14 protein-coding genes and 2 pseudogenes are annotated in these 23481 nt (G+C 40.4%); 15 read left to right on the top strand and 1 reads right to left on the bottom strand.

What is annotated here, in order from left to right; all coding sequences use genetic code 11:
• Positions 1 to 21: 21 nt before the first annotated feature.
• The 7 genes from QT994_RS08010 (at position 22) to QT994_RS08040 (ending at position 7062) form a co-directional block, all read left to right on the top strand.
• Positions 22 to 174: a hypothetical protein gene (locus QT994_RS08010; RefSeq protein ID WP_333173234.1), complete on the top strand. Its 153-nt coding sequence runs from the start codon at positions 22 to 24 to the stop codon at positions 172 to 174.
• Positions 140 to 526, top strand: a complete 387-nt coding sequence (locus QT994_RS08015; protein ID WP_445243881.1) for a transposase — start codon at positions 140 to 142, stop codon at positions 524 to 526. The genes QT994_RS08010 and QT994_RS08015 overlap by 35 nt, the downstream gene beginning before the upstream one ends.
• A 25-nt stretch (positions 527 to 551) precedes the next feature.
• Positions 552 to 761 carry a hypothetical protein gene (locus QT994_RS08020; RefSeq protein ID WP_333173239.1) on the top strand — a complete coding sequence of 70 codons (210 nt, stop codon included), beginning with the start codon at positions 552 to 554 and terminating at the stop codon, positions 759 to 761.
• A gap of 513 nt (positions 762 to 1274) precedes the next feature.
• On the top strand, positions 1275 to 2252 hold the full coding sequence (locus tag QT994_RS08025) for a hypothetical protein (protein ID WP_333173242.1): 978 nt from the start codon (positions 1275 to 1277) through the stop codon (positions 2250 to 2252).
• A gap of 16 nt (positions 2253 to 2268) precedes the next feature.
• The gene (locus tag QT994_RS08030) at positions 2269 to 5160 is read left to right on the top strand and encodes a hypothetical protein (RefSeq protein ID WP_333173245.1); all 2892 of its coding nucleotides are present in this window, start codon (positions 2269 to 2271) and stop codon (positions 5158 to 5160) included.
• Between the two features lie 56 nt (positions 5161 to 5216).
• Positions 5217 to 6467 carry a P-loop NTPase fold protein gene (locus QT994_RS08035; RefSeq protein WP_333173248.1) on the top strand — a complete coding sequence of 417 codons (1251 nt, stop codon included), beginning with the start codon at positions 5217 to 5219 and terminating at the stop codon, positions 6465 to 6467.
• A gap of 403 nt (positions 6468 to 6870) precedes the next feature.
• Complete coding sequence (locus QT994_RS08040; RefSeq protein ID WP_333173251.1) at positions 6871 to 7062, top strand: transposase; 192 nt, start codon at positions 6871 to 6873, stop codon at positions 7060 to 7062.
• 1111 nt (positions 7063 to 8173) lie between these two features.
• Here the strand turns inward: QT994_RS08040 and QT994_RS08045 are convergent.
• On the bottom strand, positions 8174 to 10039 hold the full coding sequence (locus QT994_RS08045) for a hypothetical protein (RefSeq protein WP_333173254.1): 1866 nt from the start codon (positions 10037 to 10039) through the stop codon (positions 8174 to 8176).
• Positions 10040 to 10413: 374 nt separating this feature from the next.
• Between QT994_RS08045 and QT994_RS08050 the strand changes: the two genes are divergently transcribed.
• The 8 genes and pseudogenes from QT994_RS08050 to QT994_RS08090 all read left to right on the top strand — a co-directional run.
• Positions 10414 to 11838 carry an aspartate ammonia-lyase gene (locus QT994_RS08050; RefSeq protein ID WP_333173256.1) on the top strand — a complete coding sequence of 475 codons (1425 nt, stop codon included), beginning with the start codon at positions 10414 to 10416 and terminating at the stop codon, positions 11836 to 11838.
• Between the two features lie 170 nt (positions 11839 to 12008).
• Positions 12009 to 12335, top strand: coding sequence for a hypothetical protein (locus QT994_RS08055; RefSeq protein WP_333043810.1), 327 nt, complete (start codon positions 12009 to 12011; stop codon positions 12333 to 12335).
• A 114-nt stretch (positions 12336 to 12449) separates the two neighbouring features.
• The gene (locus QT994_RS08060) at positions 12450 to 13409 is read left to right on the top strand and encodes a DUF362 domain-containing protein (RefSeq protein WP_333173258.1); all 960 of its coding nucleotides are present in this window, start codon (positions 12450 to 12452) and stop codon (positions 13407 to 13409) included.
• Positions 13410 to 13563: 154 nt separating this feature from the next.
• Positions 13564 to 14624: pseudogene (locus tag QT994_RS27765) on the top strand (IS630 family transposase).
• A 493-nt stretch (positions 14625 to 15117) separates the two neighbouring features.
• Positions 15118 to 16179 (top strand): mannose-1-phosphate guanylyltransferase, encoded by a 1062-nt coding sequence (locus QT994_RS08075; protein WP_333173263.1) that lies wholly within the window; start codon positions 15118 to 15120, stop codon positions 16177 to 16179.
• A 234-nt stretch (positions 16180 to 16413) separates the two neighbouring features.
• Positions 16414 to 18066 carry an AarF/ABC1/UbiB kinase family protein gene (locus tag QT994_RS08080; RefSeq protein WP_333173265.1) on the top strand — a complete coding sequence of 551 codons (1653 nt, stop codon included), beginning with the start codon at positions 16414 to 16416 and terminating at the stop codon, positions 18064 to 18066.
• Between the two features lie 105 nt (positions 18067 to 18171).
• On the top strand, positions 18172 to 21483 hold the full coding sequence (locus QT994_RS08085; RefSeq protein WP_333173266.1) for a helicase-related protein: 3312 nt from the start codon (positions 18172 to 18174) through the stop codon (positions 21481 to 21483).
• Positions 21484 to 22136: 653 nt separating this feature from the next.
• Positions 22137 to 23003: pseudogene (locus tag QT994_RS08090) on the top strand (sigma-70 family RNA polymerase sigma factor); the annotation flags it as partial.
• Positions 23004 to 23481 lie beyond the last annotated feature (478 nt).

The raw sequence follows: 23481 nt of genomic DNA on the forward strand, positions 1-23481 counted from the left end.
AGCAGATACCGTGAATCAGAAATGTCGTATTCGAGCAGCTTAACTAACCGAGAGTGGGAAATCATTGAGCCATTGTTGCCGAGCGAAGAAGCGCACCCGATCGCCGCGATGGTCAAAACGACAAATCCTGGATGGAGTATTGTATCAACTGAAGAACGGGTGCAACTGGTGTGACTTACCTCAAGACTTACCACCCTATTCCACCGTATTTTGGCACTACAAACAGTGGCGGACGGCAGGAGCCCTAGACCCAATCATGACGGCTTTGCATGGGAGAGTCCGGCAACACGCAAAAAAAAACCGTGCTGGACAACCGCTCCTGATTGACTCGCAAGCAGTAAAGAACACCTGCACGGCCAGTGTTGAATCGAAAGGGTTTTGCTTCTACAAAGCCACCAATGGCATCAAACGGCATCTGGCCGTCGATACTCTAGGATTCCCGTTCTTCATCCACTGTACCAAAGCCAACGTGTCCGATGACCAAGGATTAATTGAGATGCTGACCAACCACATCGATATACTTTAAGGATCAACCCGACGACCAGCCCAAGATGACAATTCTGCTTGACAACGGGTATCATCCAGCCGTGCTGACCTCCGCGCTAGAGCAGATTTATCCGCAGATTATGACCCGAATTCAGTTTGAATTGGCTCCCAAGCCGACCAAGACGCAGAAGCAGGCGCAAGCAAAGACGGGATTTGTCGTCATTCCGACTCGTTGGGGGAAGAGAACGGTCGAATGCTTGGATGGAACGGTGTAAGAGTTTGGTCAAGAATTTTGAGCGGACGCTGGAACATGCGGCCGCTAAAATCAAGCTGTGCTTTATCCGGCTGATGCTCAAACGGCTGGCAAAGTCATAGATCCAAAATGGGTTCTATAGATTGGCTGAGTAGTCAGGGATTGAAAGCTTTACTCGATAAGGGTTTCAAAAAATCGATTATCACAAGGGGAGTTAAATATCACTTGAGGGGGAGATAATGAGTAGTCGAAAATTGCCTCTTTTTATTGTCAATAAGGGACAATGGTTATTATTTCTGAATCTAATATCAAGAGTTTTAGGTTGTATTATTGTCAATAAGCGGGATTTTTATCACGAGTGGGGGATGTGGCGATCGCTTTTTAATGTCATGTTGGAGGTGATTGCACAGTGGGGGGACTTAATGAGATTGAGTATAAAGTTTTGTTAAATTAATTTGTTAAAGCTCCTGAAGGGAGTAGTATCTTATTTGTATTTGATTGACAACTTTTTTCACTATATCTTAGATTCTCACAGATGAATAATGAGCTCTTAAATAATTTATATGGTCTACAAAAAAATCCTTTTGCACCAGAGTTTGGCGAAGAACTATTTCCAAGCAACTGTGAAGATTTAACTTTATTATATGCTAAGGTTGAAGGTTTTGGGAGACAAGTATCATTTATTGATAATTGGTTCACTAAGCCTGGAAATTTAGCTAAAAGTAACTGTATCCTAATATGTGGTTTTGATGGTTCTGGTCGAACGTCTGTTGTTAATTATATTATCTGGCGTTTTTGCGAAGCTAAAAAAATTAATTTAAAACAAATTACTTTAATCGAAACCATTGTTAAAAATGAGCATGATATTGAGCCTATTCAAGATTTATTAAAAGAATTATGCACTTACTTAAACAAGTTACTTGGAAAAAAATTTACAGAAGAATATGGAGATCTTAAAAAAGATTATAGAGAACAAGTTTTATATAATAAAGCACCAGGGACACAACGAGCATATAACTATATATTTAGTGAATCTAAGCCTATTCTTAATAGCCAAGATATAATACCTATTGTTAAAATAGAAAACATCAATAACTATCAACAAGTTCACATTGCCTCTGAAGTATTTAGTAGTGCTGATGTCATTATTTATACCACTACAAGCTCAGAAGTTTATCAACAATTTATTCAAGAACATTCAAAAGGTAATATAGACGGATTTTCCGTTAGTTTAACCAAACTAAATTTACAAGATGTAATAAATTTTATTTGTTGGCGTTGGGAAAAATGCTGCGAAGATAATAAAGAACACCCTTTTGATGAAGATGGACTGAAATTAGTTTTTGAAAACCCTATGCCGTTTAAGGGTGTAGTTAAAATTATTACTGAAGCTTTTAATAATCATATTGAAATAGTCAACTCTAAATCGGATTTTCATTGTAATAGTGAATCATTGATTATATCACGAGACAGAATAATTAAAGCTGCAATGGATTACTTTAACCCAAGATAATGAACTTCTAACAATTATGACTAATGAAAATAACGTTAAGTATCCTTTGGATCAACCTTTCCCTAAACAAGTATTTGTTAATTTGGAAACGATAAGTAACCTGGATCAATTAAGAGATATAAGATTAAAAACGCTTGATCGTCAACCGATTCAACAAGCCCAGAAGCAATTAAAATCCTATTTAAACAAAGAATTTAAAGTAGGAAAAGTAATAGGAATTAAAGGATATAATGGCTGTGGAAAAACTCATTTAATAAGTTGTTTAATGAAAACTGCTTGGGAATATAATCACGATATTCAACAAATTTATATTAAAGCTGGATCAAGTGACTTCTTGAGTCTTTATCGTCGCATTATGGCTCAAATTAATTATCAAACATTACAAGAAATAAATACTATTTGGCTAAGTCAAATTTTTCAAAAAGAAGCTGAAAAAAATGAAATTACAATAGAGGCTGTAAATATTCTGAAACAAAATCCTAACTTGCTTTATTCATATCTCAATAAATCTATAATTCCTGCATCAGAAATCACTGAAATTCATTTAAGTTTTGTACGAAGAATTACTCATAATGATAATTTTATTCAAGCTATATCCTATCTGTCAGATCCACTGTTAGGACATGATGTTTATGACTGGTTTTTAGGTAAAAAACTACCTGATGATACTTTACGTAAATTAGGAATTAAACATCATATTGATGATATAAGTATTGCTCAAACTTCTCTCATTTTTTGGGTAACAGTTTGTGATCAAATTCAGCGACCTTTATTACTATATCTTGACGAAGTAGAAAATTTGTTAATAGATACTACTGATGAAATAAAATCCGCTAATATAGGTATTTTGAAATCTCTAGCAGAAGTTTTTGTAACTAACAATTGCTTTTTATGTTTGTCTGCTATAACAGATGTTTGGGATATCTTATCTAAAAATTTAAAAAATCGTATTCAGTGCATAGAACTTTCTAATTTAACTTCGGATGAGGTACTTAATTTAATGAAGATGTTTATTTCTTCTTCAGATGAAGTTAAAAGTTTTATAAGCTATGAAGATATTTATCCTTATACTGAAGAAGCTGTTTTAAGAATGCTATTGCTGACTAATGGTAATATTAGTCAAATTCTCGATTTAGCTTACAATACTTTTGAAGAAGCACAACTCAATCAAGTTCTTATTTCAGAAGAAATAGTAAAGAAAATTGCAATATCTTTAAATATATATTTTGAGCATCAGACAGTTATTAAAGAAATTACAAACTTTTTCAGAGATAGTTATCTTAAATTTGATAAAAACTCAATTATTATAAAGAAAATACATTATCAATATATAGTTATTCCTGATTTAGAAAGTCCTATTGCCTTTCTTCAAATTTTCTCGCAATCTATTTTTAGTGAAAGTAATATACAATATTTACTGGAAAGTACCAAAATTATTAATCAAAAATATCCCAGAGCTAAAGTTATATTAGTATTTTGCGGTTATATAGCACCAGAAGTACAAGAAAGAATCTCAGAAATCATAACTATAGATCATTATTTAATATTTTATAAATCAGCTAATTTTAAAGTTCACTTTTTGAAACTAATAGAGTTATTAAAAATTTCCATTAAAGAGACTTTAGCTTCTTTATCTAAGACTGATGAATTTAATAAAGAAAAAGAAAGTGAAAATTTATTAAAACAAAAGCAAGCTATTATGGAAGCTCTTTTTTCTGAGTTTCAGACACTAGAAAAGCAATTTCAAGGATATATTCAAAATCTTAAAGAATTGGAAGAAATTAGAAAAACTCAGATAGGAGTTGAGGGGAAGCATCAACAACAATTTGAGAATACTATGAGAATATTTCACGACGCGGTTGAAAAAATTAATTTTCCAAGAAGACAACAATCTAAAACTAATTTTGAAAGTAGAGAAATACAAAGATTTTTATCTACCAGGGAAACACAAATATTCTTTGAAGTCCTTGAATCTGCTTTTGGTTATAGAGGAAGGGAAACATTTATAGAATTACTTGAATCAGAATTTGGATTTCGGGAACAAGAAAGATTTATAGAATTACTTGAATCAAAATTTGGTTATAGAAGAAAAGAAAGATTTATAGACTTGCTTGAATCTGCTTTTGGTTATAGAGGAAAAGAAAGATTTATAGAATTACTTGAATCAGAATTTGGTTATAGGGCAAAAAGATTTATAAACCTCTTATTTTTGGATTCAAAAAGTAGTTACCAATTTTATAGAAAACCACTTCAAGTAAACAAAGAATATTTAAAATACATTATTCTCGGAATAATAACTAGCATTGCTCTTGTGGTATCTGTATCAAAAAAACCTGAATTATTAGCATCTATAATCTTATTTTTCTCCCACCCTTTACTATGGGATATAATTGCACTTGTCGGAGCATCGTTATTAAATTATTGGTCATTTAAAAACGATGAAGACAGCAAGATTAAATTTATAAGTGTAACTATAGGTGTAATTTATTTAGGGTTAGTATTTAGTTTTTTTGGAGGAGCATTATTATCAAATTTTGTATTAGTAATTGATTTTATTAAATCTCCCATAATATTCTCAATTATATCCTTAGTGTTATCATTAATATGGCTAAGTAATGGAATTCGTATTTCCTTAAACAAAACAAAACGAGAACTTGATCTAAGAAAAAGAGGATTAAATTATATGAGTAGTTCAATACAACAAGAATATGATAAAATGTTGGCAAATAAATCTCGTGACCGAATTATAATGCCTCTCGTATATAGCTTGCCCTTTGCGACTATAATCGCTACAATTTCATTTTTAAGGATTTTTGGAAATGTTGTAACATGGCTATTAACAATTATTGGTGGTATACTCTTTTTCAGTTCAGTATTTATTTTTGTAAAACCTAAAAATAATTCATAATCTTAGATTTAGAGTGATTTGTTCATAAACATAAATAAAAACTTGAGATTAAACCCATGCAACTACTCAGTGATAATCCTAGCCCATCAGATATACTTGGCTTTGACGGAATGGATAACATTATTTATAATGTCATCCGCGATATGCCAGAACCTCCCTTTACTATTGGTATATTCGGCGAATGGGGATGTGGAAAAACTACTCTGATGAGAATGGTTCAAAATCGTTTAAATAACGATAATGTCAAAACAGTTTGGTTCAATGCTTGGAAATATGATGGTAAAGAGGTGATCTGGAATGCATTAATTCAGCAAATATTTTACACAATGAAAGAAGATCCAGAAGTTAAAAGTAGACAGAATAGTGAAGAACTTCTCAATCAAATTGGCGATGTTTCTATTGAATTAGCTAAGTATGCAGCTAAGGTATTTACACGCTTTGTGCCCGGAGGTATTGTCAAAGAAGAAGATGTAAATACATTGGTTAAAGCATTTACTCCTTTATGTGCAGTAGATCCACAATTCGATTTCATTAATAAATTTGAATATAAATTTAATGAATTAGTCAAAAAATATGTTGGAGGAGAAGATAAACATCTAATAGTTTTCATTGATGATTTGGATCGCTGTTTACCAGAAAATGCTATTACAGTGATGGAAGCACTTAAACTATATTTAGATCGAGCGAATTGTATTTTTGTTATTGGTACAGAAAGTAGCATTATTGAAGAAGGAATCAGACACCGTTACAAAGATAATCAACGTCTCTCTGGTAAGGAATACCTAGAAAAAATTATTCAATTACCTTTTGTCATGCGTGGCATAGATACTGATAATGCTTTGTCGTTATTAGATCCCTATGAGAAAACTTTGGGTTATCATAATGATCCAATAATTCGTACACTATTAGTAGAAGGAACAAAATGTAATCCACGCCGAATAAAGCGTTTTATCAATGCTTTTTGGGTACTTTCTGCTATTGCTAATTATCCTGACGCAGTAAACACGCTTTCTCAAGGAAAACGGCATAATCTTGCCAAAATTCTCTTAATACAAATGCGTTTTCCTAAACTTTATTATGCTTTAGTAGATGAGCTAGAAATAGTTGCTGATCTGACACATATTTGTCAATTAGATGCTAGTGAAAGAGACTCTGCTCTTGCACTTAAAAGTATCACTTTTCGAGGATTTTATGAAGACAAAGAAATAAAAGCATTCCTGATAAAAACAAGCCAAATTCCTTGCCTACCAAGTTCAATAAAAGAATGGGTACTGCTTACTAAAGGACAACCAATTATTGCTGAATAGAATTTCAAAATAAATTTGGCATTTATCTCCCAATCTGCCCTCAATCATATTCTGCCACTAAAATCTTATATCGTAATGGGGTTAGCAATGGACACCGACTTAGACACCTGGAAATATCTGTGTCGTAGTCGAAGTAACACAGAGCGATTTATCTGGGAATCTCAACTGAGACTAAGGAGCAAAAGCCGCCAGTAGTAGAGCAATAACCAAGGGACAAGGGCGTGATATTGGGGCTGAAATTAAACAGGAAGAATCTTTCGATGCCCAACGCCGAATTTACAAAGGAGCCGTACCCTTAAATACTGCTGTCGCTTTTTTAGCCTATAGAACCCATTTGACATCTTTTGGGCGAGCGAGTAAAATCGGCAATATCTAGATCAAATCAAACAGGTCAGGGCTGAAAATGGGTTATTCCAGCGATGTCAGCGACAAAGAGTGGGAAATTATCGAGCCATTACTGCCCCAGAAGAAAAAAACTCGACCACCAGTGTGGACAAAGCGACAAATTCTCGATGGCATACTTTATCAACTCAAGAACGGTTGTAATTGGTCTGACTTACCCAGGGATCTATCGCCATATTCCACTGTCTTCTGACCTTACCAAAATTGGTGTGAAGACGGCGCGCTCGCTCAGATCATGACAACATTACATAGTAATGTGCGCGAACAAGTCAAAAAAACCACAGTGGACGACATTGATAATAGTTGACTCACTCATGAGCGAAAAACACTTGTAATGCTAGTGTTGAGTCGAAAGGTTTTTGTTTCTACAAATGCACGCTTTGGCATCAAAAGACATCTGGCAGTGGATATCCTGGGCTTTCCCTTCTTCACTCATTGCACCAAAGCTAACATATCTGACGACCCTCGGGGTTGATTGAAATGTTTGAGCAAAACATCGATTATTTCAAATCTAAACCGGCTTCGTTGCCGATATACCGCCATCTTATTAGATAACGGCTACCAAGACTGAAAAACGCAACTCTTGCCTTGGAAGATATTTATCCCGATATCATGACTAAGATTCAATTTGAACTCTGGGCCAAACCATCGAAAGCCGAAAAAGAGACTTTCATGACAATCTGGATTTGTGCCTGTTGCCGCGAGATGGGTGATTGAGAGGTCAAACGCTTGGGTGGAAAGATGTAAAAGCTTGGTCAAAAACTTTGACCGTACACTTGCTCGTTCCTTTGCGTTGCTCAAGCTTTGTTTCATTCGACTGCTGCTTAAACGACTAGGCACCGCCTAAAAAGATATCAAACCCACCTTCCGCACCCTGAACTGGCACACTGTTTTTTGCCAACAAAACAATAGGGGTTATACGGATCAGTCCTCTGATTTATTCTCAATAGTTGTTGGCTATTGAGAATAAAAGAGTGGTAAAGGGATTTGTCTAGGAAAGCCTGAAATGCTTACTAAATAAGCATTTCAGGCTTTTTGGGGTCGATGTGACAGTTGAGGGTGCGGAATGTGAGATCAAATGGGTTCTATAGCAATCCTTGCAGGAGTCGTAAATTTTTTACCCTACCCCAACCCTCCCCGAACCCGCGGGGAGGGAGTAAGAAATTCACAAATGATTTAGGATTGCTATAGATACTTGTAGGGGTGAAGCAGTCGGGCGATTGTCCCTGCAATAAATTTCAGGATTTGTATCCGACTGCTTCACCCTGGCGCGAGTACGATCGATACCACCGGACACGATCGTACTATTTATCCCGCTGGGGTAAGACGTAGCCGACTTGTCGCAGGGCGTTGCGAAATATAGTTTCCTGGGATAATGGAACTGCTAAAGTGCGATCGCCCGCTAGCTGACAGAATTTTTTGGTACGGGAATCATTGGCAATCAACACAGCTAAATGGGCGTTTGTACATTCGATTAACTTGACTGTTCCTACATCTTGCAAACTATTCGCTCGTTCTGTAACATCCGTCAGAAATTGCTGTACCGTTTCGGGTAGCGGTTCGATACTTCTTGTCTCTAAAACTTCTTTAAATTCTGCTAGCGGGTATCCGGCTTCAATGGCGGTAAATAGCTTTTGTCGATCGAGTTGCCAGACGACATCTGAAACTTTTTTAGCATAGAGATCGAGGACGATCGCATCTGATGTCGCGATGCCTTCTCCTGCTACAACAATATCTAAATTGGGCAGTACGCGGAGTGTTTGACGGAACTCAATTGCTGGCGGGGTGTAATTCTGAGTCAATCCCAAACAGTAAGCCCCCAAAGCTGTCAGGCGAAAAGAGATTAAGCCGTCGTAGCGGCTGAGAAATCTCAAATCGTCCGTACCCCAAAGATCGTCAAAATCGCTGGGTACGAGGGACGGATCGGCATAGGCAACATCAATTATTCCCAGGGTAGCAACATACTCAAACAACAGGCAGCGCATATATCTTTCTTGCAGAATATGCCAATCGTGACTGCCCGAATATCCTAAGTTACCATACCCAAATTCAGAAATGTAGAGATTGTCGGGATCGCGCGTTACTTCAAACCGATTGCCCGTTGCCAACATATACCTGCTAAATTCGCTAAACAGAACCCATTTACCGACAGGACATTCTGCTAGAATTGAGGCGATCGCCTCTCTCCGCCCCGCCACCGCTGTCATGCCGCGCGCGCCCTTGCCGGTTTGTCCTTTAATCGCATCAATGCGGCGAAATTCATCAAAAGAGTTTGTTTTTAACCAGCGCTTCCATGCTGTCTGTAATCCTTTGGCAGGTGATTCTTGCAAAGCTTTCTGTCCCGCTTTGGTCAAAACTAGCTTTTTGCCCGATAGTTCGGCGAATTTGCTCCCTTGGGCGATCGCGGCCCAAGCAAAGGATTTGATGTTACCAACCTCGTAGAATATATCGCCCTTTTCCACGGTAGCTTGGCGCTGTTCGTCGTTATAAAAATCACCCCCTTGCAATACGGCGGCGATCGCTTTGAGAGTTGTGGCACCAGGTAATGCGGTTTTCTCACTAACGGCAACTTTGCCCGACTGAATCAGACGCAAAACTGCTTCCAAATCCTTTGGGGCTGCCCGTTCCATTTCACAAGTTGTCAAAGGAACTTCGTACTCGGATACCTCTCTTTGAGATGTACGAAAGTTATGTTTTTCTACACGAATAATAAAATTATCTGGCAGTACATCGCCAACCACATTTAAGGGAGTTGCTTGAGGTTTTGGCACAAACTTCAGCAATTTTTGTTCAAGATCGTAGGGTATCACAGTGCCGTAGAAGAACAAGCATAGTAGGGAGGGTTCTCGGTTATATCCATAGCGATCGCTCTTTCCCCAGTCTGGTTGTTGTCCGTATTTCGCCATAAATACATCGGCATCATAGCCACCACCTGACCCATGTATAACTTCCGCTACGGCCGCTTTTTGCAGGTCGTCTAATTGCGCCCAAACTTGCTTAAGTTTTTCTCCCTGCATTTGCTGTTTAATCCCAGCAACCAGGTCAGCTTTGCGGGTTAATTTACGATCGCCCGACAACAGTGCATTCAGCTTTTTTAAATCTTCAACAATTATTCCTTCCAGTGCCTCTTGGAGGGTAGGAACATCATCTATGGTTGGGTAACGCGGCATAATTTTTGGCAATTCGCCTGTTGCAAAATTGTTTGTGCTACCAAATATAACAACTTTCAGAAAATTCTAACTTGAATTTTTGTAACAAAATTCCGCAGTAGGGTTTGATATTTATTGTTAAACACGCAAATTGTCTCTAATAAAGTACAGAAGTACGCTATCTAACAAAGTCGAAATTACACAACTACTCTTGCACAGGTTTAGGGAAGTAATATTAATTGAAAATTTTAGCTTTGAGATTTAACTCGGAGTGTGAGATAATTATTTACAATCGTGACTTGTATGTTACTGAGTCCGCCGGTTAGGTAAAACAGCAGTGACAGTCAGCAGCGTTAAAAAAAATCCCAATTCCCAATCATCACAAACAAAGCGATATGAGCGAACACCCAACCATCAGCTACCGCACCGAAAGCGACTCTATGGGAGACAAACAAATCCCATCTAATGTCTATTATGGCATCCAAACTCTAAGGGCTATTGAAAATTTCCCGATCAGTGGCATTAAGCCTTTATCAACTTACGTTGATGCTTGTGTATTAATTAAGAAAGCTACTGCGCTCGCCAATGGCGAACTCGGCTGCATTCCCGAAGACATTAGTCAAGCCATTGTCCAAGCAGCAGATGAAATCCTAGCTGGCAAATTGCGCGATCAATTTGTAGTTGATGTCTATCAAGCTGGCGCCGGAACTTCTCACCACATGAATGTTAATGAAGTTCTTTCAAATCGCGCTTTGGAAATTATGGGCGAGGAAAAAGGCAACTACAAGCGCGTTAGTCCTAACGACCACGTAAACTACGGTCAATCAACAAATGATGTGATTCCGACGGCGATTCGGATCGGCGGATTGTTGGCGTTAGAAAAAACTCTTTTTCCAGCATTGTCGGAGGCCGTATTCGCCCTAGAAAACAAGGCAGAAGAATTCAAAAATATTGTTAAATCCGGCCGCACTCATATGCAAGATGCCGTACCGGTTCGACTCGGCGATACCTTCGGCGCTTGGGCGCAAATTCTCAGAGAACATACTTTGAGAATTGACAGGGCATCCGATGATTTGACATCCCTGGGATTGGGGGGAAGTGCGGCAGGAACAGGCTTAAATACTCACCCTGAATACTGTCAAAAAGTTGCTGAAATTCTCTCAGAATTAATCGACCAACCCCTGAAACCAGCAAGGCATTTAATGGCAGCTATGCAGAGTATGGCACCGTTTGTAAATGTGTCCGGTGCACTGCGAAATCTCGCTCAGGATTGCGTTAAAATGTCCCACGACTTGCGTTTGATGGACTCAGGGCCGAAAACGGGTTTGAAAGAAATTCAACTGCCTCCTGTGCAACCTGGTTCGTCAATTATGCCGGGAAAATATAATCCTGTGATGGCAGAAATGACATCGATGGTTTGTTTTCAAGTTATGGGTTACGATAGCGCGATCGCCCTGGCCGCCCAAGCAGGACAATTAGAATTGAACGTGATGATGCCCCTCATCGCCTACAATCTGATTCACAGCATCGAAATTTTAGGCAATACCATCAGCGCCCTGAGCACCAAATGCCTCGAAAAAATTGAAGCTAAGGGCGATCGGTGTCTTGCTTACGCAGAAGGTAGTCTCGCCCTCGTTACCGCCCTCAACACCCACATCGGCTATCTCAACGCCGCCGCTGTCGCTAAAGAATCTCTAGAAACGGGCAAATCTTTGCGGCAAATTGTGCTAGAAAGGGGTTTAATGAGTGCAGAAGACTTGGCAAAAGTTCTAGATTTAGAAAAAATGAGTGCGATGCCAACATCTTCTGCTAACGCTTAGCCGATCGCAAGTATCAACTAGATACTAGAAGGCTGAACTCGATTTAATTCGGCTTTCTGCCTTCTGAGTTCTGCTTGATGGCCACAGGTTAAAGTTAAACAATTCAAAATTAAATTTTTTGATATTTAATTCTGAATTTTTTTATAGTTTAAAATTTTGGAGCAAAATTTATGCGTGCAGGTTCCTTTTCCAAATTAACTCAAGATAAAGAGAACACGACTCAAGTGACGTTTCATTATGTGGAAGGTCACACAGAAACCTTTACTATTCCGATGCCTGCACAAGAATTCCAAGAGGAAGTGCTGAATTTGTTAAATCAACCTTGGTTGACTTTCCATTTAGCCGATCAAACGGTTTTTATCTGCACTGCCCGGTTGGTAAAAGTAGAAGTAAAACCTGCTATCCCGGCACTTCAAGGTCAAGGAATCTTCTCTAACTCGCTGCGAGTTAGTACCATGCAGCGGGCTGCTGTTGGCAGATTGCCGATGGATACTTAAACCGAGTTGCTAGTTAGCGGTAATGGTAATGGGTAATGGGAATCGCTGACAATTAATAGCGAGGAGAAATTACCAATTACCAATTACCAATTACACATTAATTCACAATTAATTATGTCTGCTGTTAGTTTAATTCGTGCCAATTCATACGATCGCCAAATCTTGCAAGCATCTTTAGAAAGTTTGCTCGCACCCTTGGGCGGAATCTCGGCTTTTGTCAAATCGGGCGATCGGGTTTTACTCAAACCCAATCTCCTCACAGGTTCTCGCCCTACAAAAGAATGCGTCACCCGCCCAGAATTAGTTTACTGCGTGGCTAAGATGGTCATTGAAGCGGGAGGGAAACCGTTTTTAGGTGATAGTCCCGCTTTTGGCAGCGCAATGGGTGTAGCCAAAGCCAACGGTTATTTGCCGCTGTTGGAAGAACTGAATTTGCCAGTAGTTGAGTTTCAAGGAAAACGCTATGAAACAGTCAGCGAAGATTTCAATCATCTGCGAATTTGCAAAGAAGCAATGGAAGCGGATGTAGTTATTAATTTGCCCAAACTAAAATCTCATGTTCAATTAACGGTGACAATGGGCGTGAAAAATTTGTTCGGCTGCGTCCCCGGCAAAATGAAGGCTTGGTGGCACATGGAAGCTGGCAAGGATAGCGCCAGATTCGGTGAAATGCTGGTAGAAACTGCCCGGGCAATTAACCCAAATTTGACAATTTTGGATGGCATTATCGGCCACGAAGGTAACGGGCCAAGCGGCGGCGAACCGAAGTTTTTGGGAATTTTGGCCGCGTCTGATGATGTGTTTGCTTTGGACAGAACTTTAGTTGAAATTATTAATGCTGATCCGGCGGCGGTTCCGACTGTAGCTGCGGCGATGAGATTGGGACTGTGCTCGAATTTAGAGGCGATAGATTTTCCGCTTTTGCAGCCGGAAAATCTCAAGGTTTTGGATTGGAAGTTGCCGGAAAGCATGATGCCGATCGACTTTGGTATGCCCCGCGTGGTGAAGTCGGCTTTCAAGCACCTTTATATCCGGTTTATTAAAGAAAAGTTCAGCATCAAGGCTTCGCATTAAGTAGTTAAACAAAATTAATTACATAAATAACTAATATGATATACTAAAGTATTAAGTTGTATTTAAATAGGTTTTATATGTTTTTACTTCGAGAGATTAATCCACTTTCCTTGAAATTCTGAACCGAATTTATCGCGAAAGCAGACATCATCAAGTGCGCCAAATATCGCATTTTTTGATCTTAGTTTCACAAGGTGTCAACAATGAAAACTTGATGAAATTTTTTCAAGTTAGTTATAAGACTATGTATAACTGGTTGAATCGATGGGAATATGAGGGAATGCTCGGATTATACAATAAACCAGGTAGAGGCAGAAAAAAAACTTTTGATTCCGCACAATCAGCTCAAATTAGAGACTGGCTAAAATTGGAGCCAAGACAATTAAAGCAAGTAATGCAAAATATTAAACAAGAATGGGATATTAATATCAGTACGGAAACTATTAAGAGAATACTTAAAAAACTTTGTATGAGTTGGCATAGGATGCGTCGAGGTGTTGGCGGTAAGCCAGACTCCATAGAATATAAAGAAAAAACAGAAAAATGGCCAGAATTAAAACACCTAGAAGATGAGAAAAAAATTGATTTATACTATTTGGATGAATCCGGATTTTGTGACATCCCTTGTGTCCCTTATGGATGGTAAGATATTGGTGAATATTTGTCAATTGATAGTCGTAGAACTACTCCCTTCCCACTCTTAGACTATAGATTAATATTTTATCTATGCCCTCTGCGCTCTCTGGGTCTCTGCGGTTAAAAAAAGATGGCTGGATTAGTAATAGAATGGTGGTGATCTCTATAATCTTCTGGCGGGAAGGGAGTAAGCGTTTAAATGTCTTGGGAATCATGAATCGGCAAAACACGCTTCATGCTTATGTTTCAGAGCAGACTATTAATTCTGATGTAATCATAGCCTGCATAGATACTTTCTTTGCTGTGGTGGAGCGGCCAACATTTATTGTGGTCGATCAAGCTTCTATTCATACTAGCAATGCCATTTTCGATAAACTTGAAGAATGGAAAGAACGCGGTTTAACTATATTTGAATTGCCTGCTTATTCACCTGAATTGAATTTAATTGAGATTTTGTGGCGGTTTATCAAATATCCATGGCTCGAAATAGATGCCTACTCTAGCTGGCAATCTCTTGTTTCATCTGTAGAAAGAATTCTTAAAGAATTTGGAGATAATTATGTAATTAATTTTGCTTAACTACTTATGACATCCGCTCACTTCCCGAGTCTTGGCATCCATCACTAACCAAACCCATTGTTTATTCCCTTTGTTGTCTACTTTCATACCATAGTTCATCCATTTGGACGGTGTGTTTTCCCACTTCTTTTGAGATAACTGTAGCCTTGGGTTCTACTCTTGTGAATTATTAAGAAATCAAATTGAAGTGGAGCAAAAATACCATTTCAGCCTCCGGCTTGTCAATACTCTACTTAGACTTTCCCCCTCAAACCCTTATCAGATAAAGGCTTCAGCAATTGCGTCTGCCGTTTTCCCCAGGAACCGGCCTCAAACCCTTACAGAAATTGGATTACAGCCGACAAAATTAACCCCTCGAATTTTACACCCAGCAACAGACGCAATTTTCCCAAAAAAAAATATAGCTCGTCCCTAAAACCCGCAGACAGCTACAATTCTCTTCATAATTATAAGCTGTCGAGCAAAATAGATCAGAACCCTTAAACTTCAAACCATGACCAAAACCTTAATTCCCGTAATTCTCGCCGGCGGTAAAGGCGAACGTTTTTGGCCGCTGAGTCGCAAGCAGCGCCCCAAGCAGTTTTTGAGTCTCGACGGTAGTGGCAAGAGTTTGCTGCAGGCTACTGCGGAAAGACTTTTGGAATTAGGTAACGGTTGGGACGATTTGTGGGTGGTAACGTCGGAAATGTTGGCTGCGGGAGTCCGGGAACAATTGCCGCTTTTACCTCCTGAGAATTTGCTGGCGGAACCGGAGGGCCGGGATACTGCGCCAGCCGTGGCTTGGACTGCTATAGAAACTGCCAAGCGTTACGGTGAGGATGCGGTGGTGGGTTTTTTCCCGGCGGATCACTGGATTGGGGAACCACAGGAGTTTATCAAGACTTTGGAGGCGGCTGCCGAGTTGGCGAGAAATCAGGATGCGATCGCCACTTTGGGAGTAAAACCGAGTTATGCTTCCACCGGCTACGGCTACATCGAACAAGGCGAGGAAATTGGCAGTTTTGCGGGTTTTCCGGCCTATCGGGTAGCCCGGTTTACCGAAAAGCCCGATCGCACAACTGCTGAAGAGTTTGTAGCCAGCGGCAAGTTTAGCTGGAACGGCGGCATTTTTGTATTTCGAGTTGGCACAGTCTTGACAGAATTGCGAAATCATGTACCGGAAATGATGGCAGCTTTGGAAGCAAAAGGGGCGCAGGCTTACTCGGAATTACCAAAAATTAGCATCGATTACGCTTTGATGGAGAAGACGCAAAAAGCTTGTGTTCTGCCCGTAGGCTTTAGTTGGGACGATTTGGGAGATTGGAATGCGATCGGGCGTTTGCTGCAAGGAGATAAGCCGAATGTCGAGTTAGCAAAACACGTGGGAATTGATACCAAGGGCGGCATTTTTTATGCCGCAGATGAGAATGAAGTCATCGTCACCATTGGTTTAGAAGATGTCGTAGTTGTCAGAGATGGCAATGTGACTTTGATTGTGAAAAAGGACAGGACGCAGGAAATTAAACAGGTAATCAAAGTGTTAGGAGAAGATGAGAAATTGAAAGATTTGCTGTGAGGACAAACACAACAAAATACGTGTAGCGAAAGTCCCGGAAGTTTTTTTTGTAGTAAGGACTAAAGTCCTTTCTTACCGAAATGTTTAAAGTCCTTACTACGAACTTCTGCCCTCTCCCCCTTCGCCCATTCCCACTATTTCCCCCAAGTTATTCCTCAAGACACTCGTCAGCTTGGTTAACAGCGCTATCCTAGTAGTTATATAGCCCTTAAACCCGATCGACCCGGAGGCCCCTTGTTTAGCCTAGTTCAAAACACTTCTCGCAAAGGAGAAATTCTAGAGGTCGTCTTCCGCAACGGTTGGGACTACATGAAAAGCCTCCTAACCGGCCGCAAAACCGACGCACCCAGTCTCCCAACTCCAGCAGTTCTCCGCAACATCCTCGTCGAATTAGGCCCAGTTTTTGTCAAATTGGGACAATTGCTGAGCACCCGTCCCGACCTTTTGCCGGCCAGCTACATCGAAACTCTCTCCACGCTACAAGCGGAAGTGCCGCCCGTACCGTGGTCGCAAGTAGAAGCAATCGTCCGCCAGGAACTCACACAATCTCTCGAAGATACCTTCGCCAAATTTAACACTCAAGCTGTCGCCGCAGGTTCGATCGCCCAAACCCACAAAGCTACTTTAAAAGACGGCCGCGAAGTCGCCCTCAAAGTTCAGCGCCCCGGTATTGAGATTGTCATCGAACAAGACATCGCCGTACTGCGAGGTTTGGCAGAACTTGTCATGCTCACAGACTTCGGTCAACAATACGATATTGTCGCGTTAGCAGAAGAATTTGCGATCGCCCTGCGTGCAGAATTAGACTTCATTCAAGAAGCCAGCTACACAGACGAACTGCGCCGCAATTTATCTAAAAGTAAATGGTTTGACCCCACACAAGTTGTGTTGCCAGAAATTAACTGGGAGTTAACCACAAAAAAACTCTTAGTAATGGAGTGGCTAAACGGAGTACCGATTTTGTTAGGCGATTTGCAAGGAATTCGCCAAAAAGGAGATATAAACGCCGAACGCGAAGAAATTACAACGCTGCTTTGCCGTGTTTTCTTCCAGCAGTTGTACATCGACGGATTCTTTCACGCAGACCCGCATCCCGGCAATTTATTTTATCTCAAAGACGGCCGGATAGCTTTACTGGACTGCGGCATGGTCGGCAGATTAGACCCGCGCACTCAGCAGAATTTGACAGAAATGTTGCTGGCAATTGTCGATTTGGACGCTCAGCGCTGCGCTCAATTAACTTTAGAAATGGCAGAATTTGCTCAGCCGACAAGTTTAGTTAATCTAGAGAACGATTTAGCTCGAATGCTCCGCAAGTATTACAATGTGAGCTTGTCACAAATGAACTTGTCGGAAATTTTTTATGAGGTGCTGGAAATCACTCGCAAAAATAAAATTCGACTTCCCAGCAATCTCGGTTTATATGCAAAAACTCTTGCTAATTTGGAGGGACTGGCGCGCTCTTTTAATCCCAGATTTAATATTGTAGAGCAGGTCAAACCGCTGATGACTGATATGTTTCGGCGTCAGTTATTAGGAGATGATCCGATCCAAGCTCTGCTAAGAACTGCCCTCGATCTCAAAAGCTTATCTTTGCAATCTCCGCGACAGGTGGAAGTGCTTTTAGACCGGGTTACTTCGGAAACTTTGAAGTGGAACTTGACACTAAAAGAACTCGATCCGCTACGCCGCACTCTGGGGGATTCTGCGAACCGACTTTCTTTTAGTATTGTGGTGGGTTCGCTGATTGTGGGGGCGGCAATTATTTCTTCTAACGCACAAACTTCTCAGCTATCTTTTCTGAGCACTGGTTTGTTTGGGGCGGCGAGTTTTTTGGGTTTTTGGTTAATTATTAGCATTCTGCGATCGGGCCGTTTGCGGAGTTGATTGTACAATATCGGTATGTGTTGTGGAACAGGCATCTTGCCTGTTCTTGAGAAGGGTGGAAGATGTAGAATATAGCCTAGTGCAACAACCGCATAAAGGTAGGCTATGTCACAGCATGATGCTTCTCTCCCAAAGTCGGCAATTAGAGACAACCGCCACCGCGGCACTGTGGGCGATTTTTTGAAAGCCAAGGTCGAGGAAAACTCAACCTTGTCAATTGTTTCTGCTTACTTTACAATTTATGCTTTTGATGCTTTGAAGCAACAACTTCTATGTATTAAAAGCTTGAAATTTCTGTTTGGCGAACCGCGCTTCATCAAGTCCCTTGACCCCAGTAAAACCGATAAAAAGGCGTTCCAAATTGAGGATCAGGGCTTGCAGCTACAGAATCGGTTGCAGCAAAAGCGGGTTGCGAAAGAATGTGCAGAATGGATTGAAAAAAAAGTACAGATACGGTCGGTAAAGCAATCTAATTTACTGCACGGCAAAATGTATCACATTGCTCATAACGGAACTGAAAATGCTATTATGGGCAGTTCTAATTTTACCGTGCGGGGACTGGGATTAGGTACGAAATATAACAATATTGAACTCAATCTAGAAGTAGATAGTAAACGCGATACCCGCGACCTTAAAGCTTGGTTTGATGAACTCTGGAATGATGCCGAACTGATCGAAGATGTCAAACAAGATGTGCTGCTGTACCTAGAGCAACTTTACCAGAATAATACTCCTGAGTTTATCTACTACAAAACTCTGTTTCATATCTTCGAGACTTTTCTAGATGACCTAGAAAAAAGCGATATTCTCAGCGAACAGCTACACCTATTTGATACAGAAACCTGGAAATCTCTATTTGAATTTCAGAAAGACGGAGTTAAGGCAGCCCTCAATAAAATCCGACGATATAACGGGTGTATTATTGCTGACAGTGTTGGTTTAGGTAAAACATTTGAAGCTCTAGGGGTTATTAAATATTTTGAACTTCGCAATGAAAAAGTTTTGGTTCTGTGTCCCAAAAAACTCCGCGAGAATTGGACTGTATATCTAGCACAGAACAATAGCGATATCAATCCTTTTATTAAAGACCGCTTTAGCTATACAGTCCTATGTCACACAGACCTGAGTCGCGATTCCGGTTGTTCTGGGGACATTAATTTAGAAACGATTAATTGGGGCAACTATGACTTGGTTGTTATTGACGAATCCCACAATTTTCGCAACAACATCAAGAGTAAACGGGACGAATTTGGCAATCTAATTAGAAAGAGCCGTTACGAAAGGCTGATGGATGACATTATCAAGAGCGGTGTCAAAACTAAGGTGCTACTCTTATCAGCAACTCCGGTTAACAATGATTTAAAGGATTTGCGGAATCAACTTTATTTTATAACAGAAGGTGGCGACGCTGCGTTTGGGGAATCGCTGGGAATTGCCAGTCTGCGCGATACACTAGCTGATGCTCAGGGGAAATTTACCAAGTGGGCCAAGAAAAGTCGCGATCGCAAAACTAGCGAACTGCTGGAAGAACTTAGTTCTGCTTTTTTCAAACTGCTTGACGAATTGACGATCGCCCGATCGCGCAAGCACATTCAAAAATACTACAAAGATGCGATCGCTCAATTAGGCGGCTTTCCAGAACGGCTCAAACCCATCTCGGTATTTCCTGAGATTGACCTAAAGGGTGAGTTCATGTCCTACGAACAGCTTAACAGCGAAATTTCTAAATATCAACTCTCGCTATTCAACCCTTCAAAATATGTCCTGCCGCCATACCGTTCGGTGTATGAAAATAAAAGAGTGCGAAATTTCAGACAGAGCGATCGCGAACGCTGTTTGATCGGCATGATGAAAGTCAATTTTCTTAAACGCTTAGAAAGCTCCATCCATTCCTTTGGGCTGACAATGGAGCGCACGATTAACAAAACTGAAGCTCTAGAGACAAAAATTAAAAAATTTAAGCAATTGCAGCAATCTCGCGACGCTAACCCGACAGTAACTTTCAGCGATTGGATGATTGAAGACTTGGACGATGAAGAGTTGCAAGATGCCATGCAAGTAGGTCAGAAGCTGATATTTCAAATGGCGCACCTCGATGTCGAAACCTGGTTAAAAGACCTGAAACGCGACAAGGAACAGCTTAAAAAAATTTACAATTCTGCCCAAAGCATTTCTGTTGAACGCGATGCCAAGCTGGCTGATTTAAAAGCACTGATCGCCGAGAAAGTCAAGCATCCTACAACTAACAAGCATGGCAAACCAAATCGCAAGGTTTTAGTCTTTACTGCCTTTGCAGATACGGCTGTCTATCTCTACGAAGGATTGCGGGAATGGGCAAGAGGAGAATTGAAAATTAACTTAGCTTTGGTGACTGGCGGATCGGCGGCAAATAAGACTACCTTTGGCAAAAACGAGTTCAATCACATCCTGACAAATTTTTCACCTTTCGCCAAGAAACGCGCCCAAATTCCATCTATGCAGCAAGACGGCGAGATTGATTTATTAATTGCCACAGATTGTATTTCAGAAGGGCAAAATTTACAAGATTGTGATTATCTGATTAACTACGACATACACTGGAACCCAGTCCGAATTATCCAGCGGTTCGGTAGGTGCGATCGCATTGGCAGCCCCAACCATACCGTACAATTAATTAATTTTTGGCCGACAGAGGACTTGGATCAATACATCAATCTGAAAAATCGAGTAGAAGCACGGATGGCTTTAGCAGACATGGCTGGTACATTTGAAGATAACCTGCTGGAGGTAAAGGAAATTCAAGAAGTGATTGAGAGTGATTTGAAATACCGCGACAAGCAGTTGCTCCGATTGAAAGATGAGGTGCTGGATCTCGAAGATTTCACCGAGACTGTAGCCCTAACGGAATTCACTCTCGATGATTTCCGAATGGAACTAGCCAAATACATTGAGAGCAACCGCAAACTACTCCAAGATGCCCCTTTAGGACTCTATGCAGTAGTTCCAACTAACTCGGAGGATCCGATAATTTCTCCCGGCGTAATTTTTTGCCTAAAACAGAAAGGCGATTGTCTTGATAATAAAACCGTTAACCCGCTGCAGCCATACTTTTTAGTTTACGTTCGAGAAAATAAGGAAGTGCGATTAACTTTTGCTCAACCCAAACAAATACTTGAAATATATCAGTTGCTGTGCGCGGGGTGTACTGTTCCCTATGAAGAGTTGTGCAACTTGTTCGATCGACAAACTAATAACGGATCTGATATGAGTTTGTATAACGATTTGCTGAAGGAGGCCGTTGATTCAATTGCAGGTATTTACAACAAGCGGCTCATCGGCAACCTTCTGTCTAGCCGCCGTGCAGTATTGGTTGAACAACCGCATCAGGTTAAAGCAACAACAGATTTTGAACTGATCACCTGGCTGGTGATTAAATGAGCGTCAGCGAACAACAAGCCAAAGCATCTATTAATCAAGCTTTAAAGAGTTTTGCCAACGGAAAACTTGCCGATAACGCCCGTAATTTGTTCTTTGCTCTTGGCTACCGCAGTGACAGAACGAGTCAATTTTATCCCAATACTTCGGATAACTTTATTGCGACTTTTGACATAGATCAAAAGCTCAACTCCCAAAAAGCTCTTTTAAACGAATGGCTGTCGGTTGATTTTCTCTTCCAATTTACCGGGACAGAAATTGCAGATAATGACCAGTTTGTCGAATTTGATACTAGCAGTGGTGAGAGTGCCTTTTTTACTTCCTACTTGTTTTTCGCGATCGCACTGCGGAGGAGTGCGTACACTATCGAACAACTTGACGGGATTGTCCGCGAGATTAATAAAATTTTACGGATGCCCGCGATCGTTCTTTTTCAGCATGGAGAAACTCTGACTTTATCCATTATCAACCGCCGCCAGCACAAACGCAATGAATGTGAAGATGTATTAGGAAAAGTCAAACATATTAAAGATATCCCATTCGCCAGTCCGACCAACTCTCATTTAAGAATGCTCTTCGAGATTTTCTTGGCACAGTTGCATAAAAATCACGGCTTTAGTAACTTTGACGAATTTCACGAAGCTTGGCATAAAACCATTCCTGACAGCATCAAATTTAAAGAAGACCGTATACCGTCAGATTCACTTCGCGCTTACCTGCAAGAAATCGGTCGAATTCCCATGATCGAGGCTGAGGAAGAGATTGAACTAGCTCGTAAAATTGCTGAGTTAGAATTAGAGGGCAGCCGAAAAGCGAAAGACAAAATGATAGAGTCTAACTTGCGGCTGGTAGTCTCTATCGCTAAAAAATATCAAAATCGAGGGGTGGATTTCTTAGACTTGATTCAGGAGGGAAATCTGGGTTTAATCAGGGCTGTAGAAAAGTTTGATTGCACGAAGGGCTACAGGTTTTCCACCTACGCATATTGGTGGATTCGTCAGGAAATTACGCGGGCGATTGCCGATCTATCGCGGACTATCCGCCTGCCAGTTCACGTTTATGAAACTATTTCGCAGATTAAGAAAACTACCAAACAGCTTTCTGAAGAAATCAGTCGCAAGCCTACCGAAGAAGAAATCGCTACTAAAATGGAGATAACAATTGCCAAATTGCGATTGGTTATTACATCTGCTAAATCTATCATTTCCTTAGATACTAAAATGGGTGATTATGAAGACTGTACATTGGGAGAGTTGATTGAATTCGATGGAGAAACACCAGAAGAACAAGCATCTAAAAATTTGTTCGCAGAAGATTTAGAAAGCGTTTTAGATACTCTGGGCCCTCGACAACGTGACATTATTCGGATGCGATTCGGATTGGATGATGGCCGCGAGAAAAGTCTACAGGAAATCGGCAATATATTTAATCTTACCCGCGAGCGGATTCGGCAAATTGAGGGTAAGGCTTTACTAAGATTGCGCCATCCCAACCGCAACAGCATTTTAAAAGATTATATTCGCCCTACACCAATTTATCAAATTGAGACAAAAAAACCGATCGCCCAACCGATGCAGCCCAGACAGTTCAACATCTCAGAAAACTTGGCTCGCAGCCATTGCGACACTTTCTTACAGGAGCCTGTTCGTGATAAAATACTTGATACAGCTAATATGACTGAACCATTAATTTCTTTTCACAATTTCATAGAAGAATCAAATAGAGAACAAACAAAGTTGGCTCAGACTTACCTGTCGAGTGCCGATAAAAATGAAAACAATCTCACTTATGCAAATTTGAACGAGCATAATTTCCACATTGCCGAACGGGACGAAAATGACTTGAATGAAGCGATTAAACCGATGAAACAAAATTCAGCCGACTTACTCAAACAACTTACCGCACTAGAAGATGTTTTTTCCCAATTAGAGAAACGGCTGTCAGAGGCGAGTCGAAGATTGCTAAACCCTGGTAGACCTATATCTCAAAAGCTGATTCAAG

This window comes from Microcoleus sp. S13_B4 (assembly GCF_036700885.1).
Lineage (GTDB): Bacteria > Cyanobacteriota > Cyanobacteriia > Cyanobacteriales > Microcoleaceae > Microcoleus.

What these genes read in the sequence shown, in the direction of transcription:
- QT994_RS08010 (WP_333173234.1), top strand. Translation starts at nt 22, where the DNA reads ATGTCGTATTCGAGCAGCTTAACTAACCGAGAGTGGGAAATCATTGAG.
- QT994_RS08020 (WP_333173239.1), top strand. Translation starts at nt 552, where the DNA reads ATGACAATTCTGCTTGACAACGGGTATCATCCAGCCGTGCTGACCTCC.
- QT994_RS08025 (WP_333173242.1), top strand. Translation starts at nt 1,275, where the DNA reads ATGAATAATGAGCTCTTAAATAATTTATATGGTCTACAAAAAAATCCT.
- QT994_RS08030 (WP_333173245.1), top strand. Translation starts at nt 2,269, where the DNA reads ATGACTAATGAAAATAACGTTAAGTATCCTTTGGATCAACCTTTCCCT.
- QT994_RS08035 (WP_333173248.1), top strand. Translation starts at nt 5,217, where the DNA reads ATGCAACTACTCAGTGATAATCCTAGCCCATCAGATATACTTGGCTTT.
- QT994_RS08040 (WP_333173251.1), top strand. Translation starts at nt 6,871, where the DNA reads ATGGGTTATTCCAGCGATGTCAGCGACAAAGAGTGGGAAATTATCGAG.
- QT994_RS08045 (WP_333173254.1), bottom strand. Translation starts at nt 10,039, where the DNA reads ATGCCGCGTTACCCAACCATAGATGATGTTCCTACCCTCCAAGAGGCA.
- QT994_RS08050 (WP_333173256.1), top strand. Translation starts at nt 10,414, where the DNA reads ATGAGCGAACACCCAACCATCAGCTACCGCACCGAAAGCGACTCTATG.
- QT994_RS08055 (WP_333043810.1), top strand. Translation starts at nt 12,009, where the DNA reads ATGCGTGCAGGTTCCTTTTCCAAATTAACTCAAGATAAAGAGAACACG.
- QT994_RS08060 (WP_333173258.1), top strand. Translation starts at nt 12,450, where the DNA reads ATGTCTGCTGTTAGTTTAATTCGTGCCAATTCATACGATCGCCAAATC.
- QT994_RS08075 (WP_333173263.1), top strand. Translation starts at nt 15,118, where the DNA reads ATGACCAAAACCTTAATTCCCGTAATTCTCGCCGGCGGTAAAGGCGAA.
- QT994_RS08085 (WP_333173266.1), top strand. Translation starts at nt 18,172, where the DNA reads ATGTCACAGCATGATGCTTCTCTCCCAAAGTCGGCAATTAGAGACAAC.